Raw genomic sequence first — 14733 nt, forward strand, 5'->3', positions numbered from 1 at the left:
TCATTTCGCTTCAGCGTGGCTCATGACGAGCACGGGTTTGATGGTGGCGCCGCTCGAGGCGTCGGCGAGGGCCTTCTCGATCTCGGTGAACGGATAGCGTCTCTCGAGCCGTGGGAACGGGAACCGTCCGGCGCGATAGAGCGCGATCAGTTCGGGGATGAACTGCTCCGGCTCGCTGTCACCGAGGGTGACGCCGACGATCGACCGGCCGGGGAGGTGGGAGTTGACGTCGAAGGAGGCGCGGCTCCCCGCGCGGGGAGCCCCGATCACCGCGACGGTCCCGCGCACGCTCAAGGCGCCGATCAGCATCTCCAGCACGGCTGTGCTGCCGGTGGTCTCGACGGCGTGGGAGGCTCCGAGGCCCCCGGTGATGGCCGCGATGGCCTCGGCTGTGTCGCTGGTCGAGGCGTCGATGATGTGGGTGGCGCCCAGCTCGGCGGCGAGTTCTAGCCGGCTCTCGACACGGTCCACCACCACGATGGTCGAGACCGAGACGGCCGCGGCGGCCATGACCGCGGCCAGGCCGACGGCACCGGCGCCGGTGACGACGAGAACGGAGTCCGGCGACGGCCGGAGGATCCGGAGCACCGCGCCCGCGCCCGTTTGCAGGCCGCAGCCGAGGGGAGCGAAGTCGATGAGTTCGTCGTCGGTGGTGTCGGGCGGCAGCACGACCACGGAACGCTCATCTGCGATGGCGACCTCGGCGAAGGTCGACTGGCCGAAGAAGTGGGCGTTGAGCTCCGCTCCGTCGCGCCGGAGGGTCGCCGAGCCGTCCGGTCGTCGACCGCCGAGGAGGTTCCAGGGCAGGTGATGGTCGCAGTATGCGGGGTGACCTGCGCGGCACGAGGTGCAGCGCCCGCAGGACGTGAAGCTGAGCAGCACTGCGTCGCCCGGCTTTGTGCGGCGAACGCCGGTGCCGACGGCCAGCACCCGGCCCGCGCCCTCGTGGCCGAGCACCCCGGGCAGGGGGAACGGGATGACTCCCGCCGCGGCGCTGCTGTCGGTGTGGCAGAGCCCCGCGGCGACCACCTGCACGAGCACCTCGTCGTCGCGCAGCTCGTCGAGTTCCACGGAGGAGAGCGTCATGCCCCCGCCAACTTCGGCCACCGCCGCGAGGGCTGTCCGGGATCGATCTGTCATGTGAGGACCTTCTTTCCTGTCGTGCGTCGTGCCAGAACGACGAGGCCGATGAACGCGGCCGCGTAGGGGATCATCTGGGTGAGCTCGGTGGGCATGACGTTCTTGTCGATCTGGAAGCTCAGCGAGGTGGCGAAGCCGAAGCCCACGCTCACGAGGGCGGCCAAGTAGACGCGGCCGCCGGAGAAGATGGCGGCCGCGAGGGCCACGAAGCCGAGGCCGCCCGTCATTCCATCGGTGTAGACCGAGAGTTGACCGAGGCTGATCTGCACGCCGGCGAGACCGCAAACGGCGAAGCACCACACCTGGGCGGAGATCCGCACCCGATCGACTGACACACCCGAGGTAGCAAGAGCGGCAGGCAGGGATCCCGCGGCCCGGAGGTGGCGCACGATCACCGAGCGGCGTTCGAGGGCGATCATCACAACGACGAGGAGCCAGCCGACCCACGTGAGGATGGTCTGGCCCGAGAGAACCGCACCGAGGATCGGCACGGCGTCGATCCCGGGGATGGTGACGACCAGCAGAGCGGGGATGCCCGGATCGGAGAGGTTCCCCTTCACTCCGAACAGCGCATCGAGGAGAAGGACCGTCGCGGCACCGGCGAAGATGAAGAGCACGATCCCCCCGATGAACACGTTGAGCTTGAACTTGGTGACCAGGAGGCCGAACACCAACCCCGCGCCGATCGACAGCAGGAGGGTGAAGGCCACGGCCAGCAGTGCCGAGTCGAACCACAATCCGGCCGCCACGCCGAAGAAGGCGCCGAAGATCATGATGCCCTCGAGGCCGATGTTGATGTCTCGTGTCCACAGCGTCGGCAGGCATGCCAATGCGGCGAGCAGGATGGGTGTGGTGACCCGCACGCCGGAGGCGAAGAAGGCGTCTATCCATTCCATCAGCGCGTCACGACCTTTCTGCGCAGGCGGGCGGCCACGATGGTTGCGGCCCCGATGAGGCCAGCGGTGCTGGAGGCGGTGATGAGGATCACGCAGATGATGATGAGGGACATCTCGGTGGGAACCCCCGCGATCTGTTCGATCTTGCGACCCGCGCTCTGCATGATCGAGTAGACGATCACCCAGATCAGCGCGAGACCGGGCTTCGATCGGGAGATGAGTGCCAGCATGAGGGCGACCCACCCCAGCCCGATAGCGATTTCGGTGGAGTAGCGGCCGTGGCCGGCGACGACGAGAACGCCGCCGGCCAGGCCGCACAGCGCTCCGCTCAGTGCCATCGAACGCACGCGCGCTCTCGCCACGTCGATACCGACGGCTCGTGCGAAGCCGGGAGCGGTGCCCACCATCTTCCAGCGGTAGCCGATCGTCGATCGCTCGACGATCCACCACGTCACGGCGATCACGAGTGCGGCGATCACGATCACCCACGTGAGCTGAGTGCGGGGAAGGATGTCGGCGAAGAGCGCCGACTCCTTTACAGGAACGGTGGCACCGGGGGACTGCGCCGCGGGATCCTTGAAGATGCCGTTCGCGAGGAACCCGCAGAGCAGGAGCAGGATGTAGTTGGAGAGGAGCGACGAGAGCACCTCGTCGACTCCCCAGTAGGCTTTCAGCCAGCCGAGCCCTGCGGAGACGAGTGCTCCGACCGCTGCGGCGGCGAGCAGGGGAACGATCTGATCGGCCGCGGGGAAGACCGCAGGCAGATAGGCGCCCACGACGGCTCCGCTGAGCGCGCCGATGTAGACCTGGCCCTCGGCGCCGATCGTGAACATCCCGGTCTTGAACGCCACGGTGACCCCGACGGTGGCGAGCGCCAGCGGCAGCCCCCAGGCGAGGGTCCTGGCGATGCTTGCGGGATCCCCGAGGGCGTATTGAAGGCCCACGCCAATGGTCGGGAGGGCTTGGTAGCCATAGAACTGGATGATCACGACGGCGAAGACGAGACCCACTGCGGGGGCCAGCAGAACCCTGAGGGCCCGGATCATCCTGCCCCTTCCGGTCTTCGTCGGTGGCGACTCTCCGACGCCTTTCGCCACGGCGACTTCGGCGCTCATGCGGCGTCCGCCGACGCTCCGCCGGTCATGTAGTGACCGAGTTCTTCGCGAGTGGTCGACTCTGCTCGGCGCTCGGCCACGATCACACCGCGGAAGAGCACGAGGATGCGGTCGGAGAGTCGGATTAACTCGTCGAGATCGGCCGAGATCACGACGGCGCAGTTGCCCGCAGCTACGTGCTCGGCGAGCGTGGCGTAGACGAAGTCCGCAGCGCCCAGATCGACGCCCCGCGTGGGCTGTGCGAGCACGACGCAACGCGGGCTGCCCGCGAGCTCGCGGGCGATCACGACCTTCTGCTGGTTCCCGCCGGAGAGACTCGAACACGCGGCCGAGGAGCTCGACGTCTTGATCGAGAAGCGGCGCACCAACTCGTCGGCCCACCCTCGATTGGAAGAATTGCGCGAGCGCTTGAGGCCGTCGGCCACCGAAGTGCGGGCCAGCCGGCCGCCGAGCAGTGCCTCGAAGACCGATCCCGCCACCGGCAGCCCCTCCCGATGGCGATCCTCCGGAACGGAAGCGAGCCCGGCGGAGCGCCGCCCGGCTATCGATGAGTGGGTCACGACGTTGCCGTCGAGCTCGATGCTCCCCGCCGCACGGGACGTGCCGGTGAGCAGCGAGAACAGGGAGTTCTGACCGTTGCCGTCGATTCCTGCCACGCCCACGATCTCACCCTGGTGCACCACGAGGTCCGCAGCCACGAGGGAGGCGTCACCCGCGACGCCCCCGCTCAGCCCCTTCACCTCGAGCAACGGCCGTGGGGTGGGGGCTGCCCGTGGAACCCTGCCGAGGTTGACGGTCTCCCGCCCGGTCATGGCGGCCACGAGCTCGGGGATGGTTGTGGCACGGCGGTCGAGGGTCACGACCGTCCGGCCTCCCCGCAGTACCGTCACCCGATCGGCGATCTCCATGACCTCGCGAAGCTTGTGCGAGATGAAGACGACGGCGAATCCCTCGTCGGCGAGCGTGCGCAGGGTGTCGAAGAGGCCCACGCACTCCTGCGGGGTCAGCACGGCCGTGGGCTCGTCGAGGATCATGATCCTCGCCCCTCGGTAGAGCACCTTGAGGATCTCGATCCGCTGCTGGGTCGCCACGCTCAGGCTCCCGGTCTTCGCACCGAGGTCGATCGGCATGCCTAGCATGCGAAGCGGCAGCTGTAGCCGTTCCACGATGGCCGACTCCTGCACCATCCCGAACCGGGAGACCTCGTCGCCGAGCGCAACGTTCTCGAGCACCGAGAACTCGGGCACGAGCGTGAAATGCTGATGCACCATGCCGATCCCGGCCCGGATGGCGTCTCGGGGATGCGAGAACGACACCGGCAGCCCCTCGACTTCGATCGTGCCAGAATCCGGGAGATGGAGTCCGTAGAGGATGTTCATGAGGGTCGACTTGCCTGCGCCGTTCTCCCCGACGAGGGCGTGCACCTCTCCGGCCCGAAGCTCGAAACTCACGTCGGCGTTGGCCACGACCGGTCCGAAGGCCTTGGTGATCCCGGCGACTCGGAGGATGGGTTCGGGGTTCGAGCTCATCAGGATCCGGCGCCTTTCGGCGTGATCGTTCCGTCTTCGATCTGCGCGCGGATGGCCTCGAGCGATGCCTGCTCGTCGGCCGTCAGCAGGTCGTCGTTGTAGGTGACGTCGTAGGCGCCCTCGGCGAAGCCGTAGAAGTGCGAGGTGCCCTTCTCGAGCTCCCCGGTGGAGAACTGCTCGGCCGTGTCGAGCAGGAGCACCTCGGTGTGGTTGTTGATGGTGGCGGGCACCTTCGCACCGAGCGAGGGGTAATCGGCGAGGATCGGGAGGATGTCGACCCCGCTCTCCGCCGCCTTTACGGCGCCCTGGCCGGAGAGCCCCGCGAAGCTGTAGACCGCGTAGGCCCCCTGCTGAGCTACGGCGCTCGCGACCTCGAAGCCCTTATTCGGGTCGTTGAACGAGCCGACGAACTGGCTCACCAGCGAGAGCGAAGGTGTGAGATCTGTGGCGCCCTGCTTGAATCCGGCTTCGCAATCGAGCACGATGGGTGCGTTGAATCCGCCGATGAATCCGATGGTGTCGCGCTGGGCCTGGGCATTGACAGTGGCGGCGACCGCTCCGCCCATGTAGCAGCCCTCGGCGTTGCGGAAGGCGACGGAGACAACGTCATCGCTCGGAACGACCCCGTTGACGAAGACGAAGATGGTGTCCGGGTTCTCCGACGCCACCTGGGACGTCGCGTCGATCGCTTCCTGGCCCACGACGAAGACGAGCTCGTTGGCGTCGGCGGCGTCCTGGAGGAGCGGGGCGAAACTCTGCTGGTCCAGCTTCGCCTCGTAGGTGGTGACGGTGGCCCCGCCCTCCTCGAGGGGTTCGATCGCGCCGGCCGCAGCGTCGAAGTAGCTGTGGTCGCCGAAGGCGTTGGTGACGAAGAGCCCGATGGTGGCAGCACCCTCGGTCTCGGCGGCTCCGCTCGGAGCTTCGGCGCCGCTCGGGGCCTGACCGGCGCAACCGGCGGCGAGCAGGCCGACGGAGAGGATGAAAGCCAGTGCAGAGCTACTGGTGAGTGTGGTGCGTCGGGTGACCATGATTCTCCTTTGAATCCGAAGCTGTGTCCTGTTATTCAAGCCTGTAGTCCTGAATAAAGCAACAACGGGGTTGACGTCCCATTGACAAGCGACCCGATCTCTGACGACATGTCCGAGCATTTCGGGTAAGTGCGCTGCCGCGCGGTGGGTCTCTGATTCAATGAGGCGATGAGCACAGGCACGCGCACAGGCACAGGAACGGGTTATCGGGAACGCAACAGCACAGCGGATCGCGCGCTCACGCTGCTGCAGATGTTCGACGACGGTCGCCTCGTGATCTCGGCGAATGAGGTGGCCGAAGACATGGGGGTGGCGCGATCCACGGCCTACCGGTATCTGCAGACACTCGTGCAGGCGCAATTCCTCTCGGAAGACGGGCGCGGTGGATTCCGCCTGGGCATGAAGGTCCTGCAGCTCGCTCGGCTCGCTCGCAAGAGCTACGGTCTGGCCGATGTCGCCGTGCCGGCCATGCGCTCGCTGGCTGCGGAGTTCCACCAGACCACGCTGCTCACCAAGCAGTCCGGCAACATGATCATCTGCCTCGAGCGCGAGGAATCGCCCTCGCAGTACATCCGGCTCTCCTACGAGAGAGGGACTCTGCTCACCCTTAATGCGGGGGCCTCGGCTCTCGTTCTGCTCGCCTGGCTGCCGGAGGGTGAGGTGCGCCGCCTGCTCGCGTCGGTGGAGCTGCAGCGCTACACGGATGCGACGCTCACGGAGCCCGAGGACATCCTGAAGAGATTGGCCGAGATCCGGGAGGCCGGCGTGGGCATCTCCTACGGCGAGGTCGACGAGGCGGCGATGGGTGTCGCGGCTCCGGTGTTCGGGTCCGATGGCCGGGTCGTCGCTGCCATCAGCATCGTGCTCATCCAGTCGAGGGTCTCGGATGCGGACCGGCAGAGGATCGTCGACGGCGTCACCGCGGCGGGGGCTTTGCTGTCTGAGCAGATCTCGCTCTTGGAGGAATGACGCACCTCCGAGGGCTCCGAACCGGACCTCGCACTGCACGCCTCGACTCAGTTTCTATTTTTCAGGTACAGTGATCTGTAAAGTAGGAATCAGTCGAGGGAGACCAGCGATGTCGCTGAACGGAACGACACACGACGTGATCGTGGTCGGAGCGGGCCCGGTCGGGATGACCTCGGCGATCCTCCTCGCCGCGCGGGGCCTCACGGTCCTGGTCGTCGAGAAGAACGCCGGCACGGCGAACGACCCCAAGGCCATCAGCCTCGATGACGAATCCCTTCGTGCGTATGCGCAAGCGGGCATTGCGGAGAAGATCCTCGGGGTCGTGGTGCCCGGAACGGGCACCAGCTACTACGACGCGGACGGGGAGCGCCTCTTCCACGCCGGAGCGCCGCAGCCGTTCCGGTACGGATTTCCGTTCAAGAACCCTTTCGCGCAGCCTGACCTCGAGAAGGTCCTCGCGGCGGCCCTCGCGGAGCATCCGAAGGTCACGGTGGCGTACTCCACCGAGCTCCTCGACTTCGAGCAGGACGCCGACCGGGTGAGCGCGACGATCTCCGACGCGCAGGGGAAGCGCCGTGTCGGAGCCCATTTCCTCCTCGGCGCGGACGGCGGCCGATCGCGGGTCCGCGCGATCCTCGACATCGGCATGACCGGGCGCAGCCACCCTGAGGTGTGGCTCGTCATCGACACTCTGCACGATGGGCACGTCGAGCGCTACGGCATGCACCATGGCGACCCGAAGCGACCGCACGTGATCGTGCCCGGGCTCGACGGGCGGTGCCGCTATGAGTTCTACACCTACCCCGGAGAGTGCGATCCGGCCGAAGCGCCCTCACTCGAGCTCATCCAGGATCTGCTCCGCCCGTACCGCACCATCACGACCCAGGAAGTGGAGCGCGCCGTTGCCTACCGTTTCCACGGACTGGCGGCAGATGCCTGGCAGTCCGGCCGGGCATTCCTCCTCGGCGACGCCGCACACATGATGCCGCCGTTCGCCGGCCAGGGGTTGAACTCCGGCATCCGCGACGCCGTGAACCTCACCTGGAAGATCGCCGCCGTGGTGCAGGGAGAATCGGATGCCGCGGTGCTCGAGAGCTACGAAGCCGAGCGTCGGCCCCACGCCGAGGCCGTGATCCGCAGCTCGGAGCGACTCGGGCGCGTGGTGATGACCACCAACCCGCGGATCGCCCGGTTCCGCGACGACGTGGTCAAGCGTGCGCTCGCGACGGCAGAGGGCCGCGCTTTCTTCGAGCAGATGCGCTACCGCCCCTCGGCCCGGATCCAGACCGGACTCGTCTCGGATCCGGCCGCATCGCCCCTGGTCGGCCTGCCCCTGGCGCAACCTACGGTCTTCTCACTCGGCCGGCGGCAGCAGGTGCCGCTCGACCAGCTCCTGGGAACGGGATGGAGCCTGATCGGCGTCGGTCTCGATGCCGAAGCCTGGACCGACGCCCGTAGGTCCGCAGCCGAGCTGAACCCTTCGCTCATCGATGTTCCGCTCGACGACACCCAGTCCCGCCCCGGAGAGGGGATCGCCGTCGCGATCGATCTCGACACCACCCTCGTGCGCGAGCTGGCCCCGGCCAGGGGCTGTTTCGTGCTCGTGCGCCCCGACCGAGTCGTCGCCCTCGTGGCGCATCCGCGCGGATTCGCAGCCTCCATCGCCGATCTGCTCTCCCGAATCCGGCCCCGCGTCGTCGTCTCGGCGCTCGCGAGCTGAACCCTCCTACGAAAGGAACACCCATGCAACGACCAGAACGCGTCACTCTCGTGGAGACGGAGAACGCAGGAACCCTCCGGCGCACGGCCGTCTCGCACATCGGCTTCTCCGTGCCGGACCTGGCCGCAGCGGAGGACTTCTACTCGCGCGTGCTCGGCATGTCGCGGCACGCCGTGCTCGCCGACGGCACCGTGCGGCTCGGCTGGGGCGCCGGCCATCACGTGATCGACCTCTCCGAGGGCCCCCAGGGGCTCACACACTACGGATTCGAGGTGCGGGACACCAACGGCCTGGACGGCATCCGCGAACGACTCACCGCCAGGGGCGTCGCGTTCGATGACCTCGATCCCGCCGTCGTCGACGACGCTGTCGGCGAGCCGGACGGCATCGTGGTTATCGACCCCGACGGTACGCCCGTGCACTTCCACTCCGCCGTGCGCCGCCACGGGGAGAACGCCGCCGACACCGGCCGGCGCCCGATCAAGTTCCAGCACACCACACTGGGCACCTCAGATATCCCGCCCATGATCGAGTTCTTCGTGAACACGATCGGTTTCCGTATCTCGGATCAGCTCTCCGACGGCCGGTTCTGCTGGCTGAGGAGCGACCGCGACCACCACACGCTTGCGATCGTGAACGTGGGCGGCGGCGGCGACATTGACCACTACTCCTACGACCTCGCCGAGTGGGAGGACTTCAAGTCGTGGTGCGACCGCTTGACCGAGCTCGACGTGCCCGTGGCCTGGGGGCCGGGGCGTCACGGACCCGGCAACAACCTGTTCGTGTTCTTCGACGACCCGGCAGGCAATCACATCGAGCTCTCGGCCGAGATGGAGAAGTTCCACGATGACCGAGTGGTCTACGTGCCGCGGCGGTGGACGCCGGTGCCGGAGACCGTGAATCTGTGGGGTGGGCAGACGCCCACCTGGCGCAAGACGAGCGAGGAGCACATCTGATGGCATGGGTCAGCTACCGCCACGGCGGAATGGACCACGTGGGCATCGTCGACGGAGAGCACTACACCCCACTCGTGGGGATCACGCACATCGGCCCAGGGGCGGGGGAGCAGGAGCTCCTCGCCGCGAGTCGCGACGAGGAGGGGCGAGTGCTCGCGAGCGAGGTGGAGCTGCTGCCGGTTTCTCCAGCAGCGGGCAAGGTGTTCTGCGTCGGGCTGAACTACAACGACCACGTCGTCGAGACCAAACGGGAACTGCCTACCTACCCGGTGCTCTTCCCGAAGTACGCGAGCAGCCTCATCGCCGCTGACAAGCCCATTCTGGCGCCTTCGGAGTCGCATCAGATCGACTATGAGGGCGAACTCGCCGTGATCATCGGCAGTGCCGGTCGCCGCATCGCGCGCGAGGACGCAATGGCGCACGTGCTCGGCTACGCCGTCTCCAACGACGTCACGATGCGCGACTACCAGTACAAGACGCATCAGTGGATGCAGGGCAAGGCCTGGGATGGCTCGACCCCGATCGGGCCGACCATCGTGCCGCGCGACGAGGTCGATCTCACGGCCACAGGCATCCGCACGATCGTCGACGGCGAGACGGTGCAGGATTCCGATCTCACCAAACTCATCTTCGACATCCCGACCCTCGTCTCGACGATCTCGGAGTTCACCGAACTGCAACCAGGCGACGTCATCCTCTCCGGCACACCAGGCGGCGTCGGCTTCCGTCGCGACCCCCAGCTGTTCCTGGTGCCGGGATCGAAGGTCTCGGTCGAGATCGACGGTGTCGGCCGCATCGACAGCGTCGTGGTGGCAGAACCCCGCGAATGACGACGACAACACCGAAGGGCGGTCGACCAGGCATGCTGGTCGACCGTCCTTCGGTGTATCAGAACCCCGCTTGACGGAGCAGGAACGCGTAGCCCGCTTCGATCTGCGAGTCGGGCCAGGCGTGCCGGAGCTTCTCGGCGACCTCGGTCGAGTCGGAGTACGACGTGATCTCGCCGGCGGACTGGGCCCGGAGCTGCGCGGAGCAGGCATGGTCGAGGAGCACGGCATGCATCACCGCGTGGGCCTCCGACGGGCCTACCGCCACCAGGCCGTGCCGCGGCATGAGGCACGCCGGCGCCGACCCCAGATCGGCGGCCAGAGTCCGTCCCCGCTTGGCGTCGAAGACGAGATCGCCGGAAAGACCCGTTCTCGGAATCTGCGGGTCGGCGAAGGGCACGCCATCGTGGGAAATCGCCCGCAGCGGCACCTCCAACGCGGAAAACGCGTTCACCGCTTCCGGGTGGGCGTGCACGCTCGCCGTCACGTCGCCGCGCGCGGCCATGATCTCGAGGTGGATGTGGCTCTCGATGTGGACCTTGCCATCTCCGTGAAGGCGGCTCCCATCCCAACCCACGAGCACGACCCTCTCGGGGGTGATCTCGTCGTAGCCCCAGCCGGAGGCTTTCATCCAGACGCCCCGGCCATCGGGGTCTCGAAGGGCAACGTGCCCCCAGACCATGTCCTGTTGACCGGCAGCAGCGAGCGCACGACCCGCCCGGATCGTGCGCTCGATGATCTCCGAATCGGCTGCGGTCACGCCGGAACGGCTGAGACGGAGGGAGCGGCCGAGCCCGCGGGCGCACCCGCGAACGTCCGCGCCCGGTAGTCCTCGATCTCCGCTTGCGACCACTGGGTGCTCTCTGTCGCGCCGTCCCACACCGAGTCGAGCTTGCCCGTGGTCACGGTGGTGATGTGGTTCGACGATCCCGAGGTGATGCTCGCGAAGGCGACGCCGACCGGGAGATGCACGAAGGTCCCTGGCGTCATCTCCACGACGCCGTTGGCCGAGATGAGTAGGCGCGTGCCGGAGATCTGGTACTGCACCTCGTCGAGGTTGCGGTGGCGGCGGTAGGTGCGCCCGTCGTCGTCGGTCACATTGGTGAGGCCGACCCAGTTGGTCTCACCCTTCCAGATCCACACCGTCGAGTTCACCTCGGGCTCGGGGTTCATCACCTGGAGCCGCTCCTCCTCGGCGTGGAACTGCTCGAGGATCCGCGTCTCGTCCGAGAGCTGCACCGCGCGGTCGCAGTGCCGCCCGCCAAGGCAATCCGTGTGCACCTCGTTCACCACGGCGGAGGTCCACCCCTCGAAGGGCGGCATCACGAACGCGCTCTCGCGCACGGTCGGTGCGACATCGTCTAGCGTGGCCGGGAAGTACCAGAGGATGTGGCTCTCCTGGCGACCGTAATTGTCGTGGCCGACCCCCACGGGGATGCGCACGAAGTCGCCGTCGCTGAGCTCTGCGGTGCCGAGCTCGGTCATGAGCGTTCGGTCACCTCGGATCTGGTAGGCGAGCTCGTCGACGTCGAGGTTGCGGTGGTACATCGGCTGACGGAAGTTCATCTGCTGCCACTCGATGCGACCCGTCTCGCCCTCGAACAGGATCCGCGGAGGGAGGAAGACCTTGTCCTGGTACGCCTGGTCGAAGCGAGCCACGGCGAGCGGGGGGATCGGATCCCAAGAGATCGCAGGCATAGGTGAGACTGCAGGCGACAATAGCGCCTGCTCATCGCGCTGAAGCACGCGCGACTTACGGTCAAACGGAAAGGCATCGAATATCTCTGTGACGGTACCCATGAGGTGTCCCTTCTGGTGGATTGGTTGCGAATCAGCGTTGACTCAGGCCCTGGCGGCCGCGTCGTACACGGCCTCGGCCCCGGGGTGGAGCGGGATCGGCGTCTTCCGGGCGATACGGAAGTCGATGGGGTAGTGCAAAGGCGAGTTCCGCACCGGCAGGTGGGAGTATCCGCGCACGAAGGTCTCGCTGTCCTCGGCGATAGCCGTGGCCAGGAGGGCGGCCACGTCGTCGGGGAGGGCCGTGGTGGTGAGGATGATCCACCCGCCGTAGTCGAGCGCGGTGACGGGGTAGCCGACATTCGGGAAGTAGTCGGCCTCGATCTCGCGTGACTTGAGACCCCAGGTCTTCTCCAGGTACGACTCCTCCACCTCGGTCAGCGAGAGGAAATCGGAGTCGTCCTCCTCGCCGATCGCGATCCAGTCCGGCGTCATGATCGCCTCGGAGATCATGATGTCGGCGCGGCCCTCGCGGTAGTCTGCGATCGCCGCGAAGGGCTGCTCGTGGCGCAGGACCGTGCCGCCCGCCGCGACGATGGCCTCTTCGCTGAGCCCCGCGGCTTCAAGAACGGCATCGGCGGCGAAGCCCATGAGGCCGTTCGGGTCATTCACGCCCATCGCGAAGGTGAGCGGGCGGTCGATGTTCCTGAGATCGCTCAGCGAGGTCAGGCCGAGCGACTTGCGCGCCACCGGAACCATCGCGTCATGGTGCGGGAGGGTCGCGATGGCACGCAGCTCGGGTATGGCCCGGCCCTCGAACGGGCCGACGCCCCGCAGGGCGAGATCGGCGAAGGGGGCTGGGGTCGCGATCGCGATGTCGACGATGCCGTCGGCGAGAGCCTGGATGTTGTCGCCCATGCCCCGGCCCGTGTGGATCACGCTCAGACGACTCTCGGCCGTGTGCTCATAGACATACATGGCCAGCCAGCCTGCGGCCCGGGTGAGATTGACGCCGCCCCAATCGCCTTTGAATCGGAGGGGGTCACTCTCGGCCGGATGCATGGAATCCACAATTCTCCCTTGGTCGTCGTCGACGCTAGTCCTATCTTAGGATAACAGTGTCCTGACAAATGAAAGAACGAGAAAAAGGATGGCATCAATGAAGAGCACTCCGGTCACCGTCACGTACTACGGACACAGCTGTGTTCTGGTCGAGCTGTCCGAGGATTCCGGGAAACCGACGCGAATCCTCCTCGACCCGGGCAACCTGACCCCTCCGCTCACCGAGGTGAGCGCGCTCGACGCCGTTCTCGTCACCCACCCGCATCCCGATCACCTGGACCCGGTTCAGCTCCAACGACTCCGTTCCTGCACGGAGGGACTCTCTATCTACGGAGTCGCCGGAGCCGATGCCGCGGCCGGAGATGAGATCGCGGTGACCGAGTGGAGCGCGGGCGCCCATCACCTCGGCGAGGTGGAGATCACAGCGGTGGAGACGGCGCACGAGGTCATCTACCCGGGCATTCCCCTTCCCGGCAACCTCGGCTATCTGGTGGGAGGGCGTGTCTTCGCTCCCGGCGACTCGTTCGACGCGCCGGACTTTGAGGTCGACATCCTGCTCCTGCCGATCGGCGGGCCGTGGATGAAGCTGGCAGAAGCCATCGACTTCCTCATCGCGGTGAAGCCGAAGGTCGCCATTCCCGTCCACGATGCAGGCCTCGCTCCCGCGCACCGAGGACTGCACCGCGGGTTACTCACGAAGTTCGCGCCGGAGGGAACGCAGATCGTGCCCCTCGAGGCGGGGGACTCGCGCCGTTTCGACTAGCGGATTCTCACATGTCGAGCGGGGTCGTACAGGATTACCTGACCAATATCAGGCGATCGTCCGCACTTCTCGAACCTTCCGAGGAGATCACCTTGGCGCGGGAGATCGAAGCCGGGCAACTCGCCGAAGAACAGCTGGCCACGGGCCGCTACACGGTACGAGCCAGGGTTGAGGATCTGCGCGAGGTGGCACGTCGGGGAGAATCGGCCTTTGAACGCTTCGTTGAGGCGAATCTCCGCCTGGTGATCTCGATCTCGCGAACCCATGCAGGCCGGGTCGACGATGCGCGATTCGGCGATATCGTGCAGGCCGGCAATCTCGCGCTCATTACCGCGGTGCAGCGGTTCGACGTTGCCAAGGGGTTCAAGTTCTCGACCTACGCCACGTGGTGGATCCGGAAGGCCATCAGCGATGAGCTCATCAACCAGCGTGGAATCAGAATCGGGCAGCGTCTCGCGCTGGTGATGAGCCAGATCGCGAAGGCCGAGGCCGACATCCAGATCGACACTGGCCGGCCCGCGAGCATCGCCGAAGTAGCGGAGCTCATGGGACTGTCGCCGATGAAGATCGCGCTCTACAAGAACCAAGCTGCGGAGCCGAGCTCGCTGAACCGTCTCATCGAGGGGGATGGCTGCGTCGAGGTAGGCGACCTCATCCCGGACGAGTCCGGCGCCCCGGTCGACCAGGAACTTCTGGAACATGAACGCAGCACGGCCGTGCGCGCGGCGATCTCTGCTTTACCGAGGGTCGAAGCCGACATCCTTCGATTGCGCTTCGGCCTCGACGGGGGAGACGGGCTCGGCATCGAAGATGCGGCCCACCGGCTAGGGATCGACATCGCACGATGCCGCGGATTGGAGCGCATCGCCATGATCAAGCTCCGCCATCCGTCGCGATCTCAACCCCTGCTCGCCTGCCGCTGACGGCGCCGTTTGCGAGTCAGAAGGGGCGGATGTTCCGTGCGAAACACGGGGTCTCACAACGAAGCGGA

Annotated in this window: 14 protein-coding genes; 6 read left to right on the forward strand and 8 right to left on the reverse strand. The window is 66.7% G+C overall.

Going from position 1 to position 14733, the window contains the following annotated elements; all coding sequences use genetic code 11:
• The 5 genes from ACEXQC_RS18930 to ACEXQC_RS18950 form a co-directional block, all read right to left on the reverse strand.
• Positions 1–1140, reverse strand: coding sequence for an NAD(P)-dependent alcohol dehydrogenase (locus tag ACEXQC_RS18930; protein ID WP_374825876.1), 1140 nt, complete (start codon positions 1138–1140; stop codon positions 1–3).
• Positions 1137–2036 carry an ABC transporter permease gene (locus ACEXQC_RS18935; protein ID WP_374825878.1) on the reverse strand — a complete coding sequence of 300 codons (900 nt, stop codon included), beginning with the start codon at positions 2034–2036 and terminating at the stop codon, positions 1137–1139. The genes ACEXQC_RS18930 and ACEXQC_RS18935 overlap by 4 nt, the downstream gene beginning before the upstream one ends.
• The gene (locus tag ACEXQC_RS18940; RefSeq protein WP_374825880.1) at positions 2036–3082 is read right to left on the reverse strand and encodes an ABC transporter permease; all 1047 of its coding nucleotides are present in this window, start codon (positions 3080–3082) and stop codon (positions 2036–2038) included. Before ACEXQC_RS18940 ends, ACEXQC_RS18935 begins: the two co-directional genes overlap by 1 nt.
• Before the next feature lie 65 nt (positions 3083–3147).
• Positions 3148–4680, reverse strand: a complete 1533-nt coding sequence (locus tag ACEXQC_RS18945; protein ID WP_374825882.1) for an ABC transporter ATP-binding protein — start codon at positions 4678–4680, stop codon at positions 3148–3150.
• On the reverse strand, positions 4680–5708 hold the full coding sequence (locus tag ACEXQC_RS18950) for a BMP family lipoprotein (RefSeq protein WP_374825884.1): 1029 nt from the start codon (positions 5706–5708) through the stop codon (positions 4680–4682). The genes ACEXQC_RS18945 and ACEXQC_RS18950 overlap by 1 nt, the downstream gene beginning before the upstream one ends.
• Before the next feature lie 168 nt (positions 5709–5876).
• On the opposite strand from ACEXQC_RS18950, the gene ACEXQC_RS18955 reads away from it, so the two are divergent.
• The 4 genes from ACEXQC_RS18955 (at position 5877) to ACEXQC_RS18970 (ending at position 10183) form a co-directional block, all read left to right on the forward strand.
• Positions 5877–6677 carry an IclR family transcriptional regulator gene (locus ACEXQC_RS18955; protein ID WP_374825886.1) on the forward strand — a complete coding sequence of 267 codons (801 nt, stop codon included), beginning with the start codon at positions 5877–5879 and terminating at the stop codon, positions 6675–6677.
• Positions 6678–6786: 109 nt separating this feature from the next.
• Positions 6787–8397 (forward strand): bifunctional 3-(3-hydroxy-phenyl)propionate/3-hydroxycinnamic acid hydroxylase, encoded by a 1611-nt coding sequence (locus tag ACEXQC_RS18960; RefSeq protein ID WP_374825888.1) that lies wholly within the window; start codon positions 6787–6789, stop codon positions 8395–8397.
• A 23-nt stretch (positions 8398–8420) separates the two neighbouring features.
• Positions 8421–9353 carry a VOC family protein gene (locus ACEXQC_RS18965; RefSeq protein WP_374825890.1) on the forward strand — a complete coding sequence of 311 codons (933 nt, stop codon included), beginning with the start codon at positions 8421–8423 and terminating at the stop codon, positions 9351–9353.
• Positions 9353–10183, forward strand: coding sequence for a fumarylacetoacetate hydrolase family protein (locus tag ACEXQC_RS18970; RefSeq protein ID WP_374825892.1), 831 nt, complete (start codon positions 9353–9355; stop codon positions 10181–10183). The genes ACEXQC_RS18965 and ACEXQC_RS18970 overlap by 1 nt, the downstream gene beginning before the upstream one ends.
• Positions 10184–10241: 58 nt before the next feature.
• On the opposite strand, the gene ACEXQC_RS18975 is transcribed toward ACEXQC_RS18970, so the two are convergent.
• From ACEXQC_RS18975 to ACEXQC_RS18985, 3 genes are all read right to left on the reverse strand, one after another.
• The gene (locus tag ACEXQC_RS18975; RefSeq protein ID WP_374825894.1) at positions 10242–10940 is read right to left on the reverse strand and encodes a class II aldolase/adducin family protein; all 699 of its coding nucleotides are present in this window, start codon (positions 10938–10940) and stop codon (positions 10242–10244) included.
• Positions 10937–11878, reverse strand: a complete 942-nt coding sequence (locus tag ACEXQC_RS18980; RefSeq protein WP_374825896.1) for a hypothetical protein — start codon at positions 11876–11878, stop codon at positions 10937–10939. The genes ACEXQC_RS18975 and ACEXQC_RS18980 overlap by 4 nt, the downstream gene beginning before the upstream one ends.
• A 144-nt stretch (positions 11879–12022) precedes the next feature.
• Positions 12023–12895 carry a TAXI family TRAP transporter solute-binding subunit gene (locus ACEXQC_RS18985; protein WP_374825898.1) on the reverse strand — a complete coding sequence of 291 codons (873 nt, stop codon included), beginning with the start codon at positions 12893–12895 and terminating at the stop codon, positions 12023–12025.
• A gap of 181 nt (positions 12896–13076) precedes the next feature.
• Between ACEXQC_RS18985 and ACEXQC_RS18990 the strand changes: the two genes are divergently transcribed.
• Together ACEXQC_RS18990 and ACEXQC_RS18995 are read left to right on the forward strand one after the other, a co-directional pair.
• A complete protein-coding gene (locus ACEXQC_RS18990; RefSeq protein ID WP_374825900.1) occupies positions 13077–13742 on the forward strand; it encodes an MBL fold metallo-hydrolase in 666 nt (221 codons plus the stop codon).
• An 11-nt stretch (positions 13743–13753) separates the two neighbouring features.
• On the forward strand, positions 13754–14665 hold the full coding sequence (locus ACEXQC_RS18995) for a sigma-70 family RNA polymerase sigma factor (RefSeq protein WP_374825902.1): 912 nt from the start codon (positions 13754–13756) through the stop codon (positions 14663–14665).
• Positions 14666–14733 lie beyond the last annotated feature (68 nt).

The sequence above is a fragment of the Herbiconiux liukaitaii genome, from assembly GCF_041927495.1.
In the GTDB taxonomy this organism is placed as follows: Bacteria; Actinomycetota; Actinomycetes; order Actinomycetales; family Microbacteriaceae; genus Herbiconiux; species Herbiconiux liukaitaii.

Coding starts and splice junctions, on each gene's coding strand:
- ACEXQC_RS18930 (WP_374825876.1), bottom strand. CDS start 1,140: ATGACAGATCGATCCCGGACAGCCCTCGCGGCGGTGGCCGAAGTTGGC.
- ACEXQC_RS18935 (WP_374825878.1), bottom strand. CDS start 2,036: ATGGAATGGATAGACGCCTTCTTCGCCTCCGGCGTGCGGGTCACCACA.
- ACEXQC_RS18940 (WP_374825880.1), bottom strand. CDS start 3,082: ATGATCCGGGCCCTCAGGGTTCTGCTGGCCCCCGCAGTGGGTCTCGTC.
- ACEXQC_RS18945 (WP_374825882.1), bottom strand. CDS start 4,680: ATGAGCTCGAACCCCGAACCCATCCTCCGAGTCGCCGGGATCACCAAG.
- ACEXQC_RS18950 (WP_374825884.1), bottom strand. CDS start 5,708: ATGGTCACCCGACGCACCACACTCACCAGTAGCTCTGCACTGGCTTTC.
- ACEXQC_RS18955 (WP_374825886.1), top strand. CDS start 5,877: ATGAGCACAGGCACGCGCACAGGCACAGGAACGGGTTATCGGGAACGC.
- ACEXQC_RS18960 (WP_374825888.1), top strand. CDS start 6,787: ATGTCGCTGAACGGAACGACACACGACGTGATCGTGGTCGGAGCGGGC.
- ACEXQC_RS18965 (WP_374825890.1), top strand. CDS start 8,421: ATGCAACGACCAGAACGCGTCACTCTCGTGGAGACGGAGAACGCAGGA.
- ACEXQC_RS18970 (WP_374825892.1), top strand. CDS start 9,353: ATGGCATGGGTCAGCTACCGCCACGGCGGAATGGACCACGTGGGCATC.
- ACEXQC_RS18980 (WP_374825896.1), bottom strand. CDS start 11,878: ATGCCTGCGATCTCTTGGGATCCGATCCCCCCGCTCGCCGTGGCTCGC.
- ACEXQC_RS18985 (WP_374825898.1), bottom strand. CDS start 12,895: ATGTATGTCTATGAGCACACGGCCGAGAGTCGTCTGAGCGTGATCCAC.
- ACEXQC_RS18990 (WP_374825900.1), top strand. CDS start 13,077: ATGAAGAGCACTCCGGTCACCGTCACGTACTACGGACACAGCTGTGTT.
- ACEXQC_RS18995 (WP_374825902.1), top strand. CDS start 13,754: ATGTCGAGCGGGGTCGTACAGGATTACCTGACCAATATCAGGCGATCG.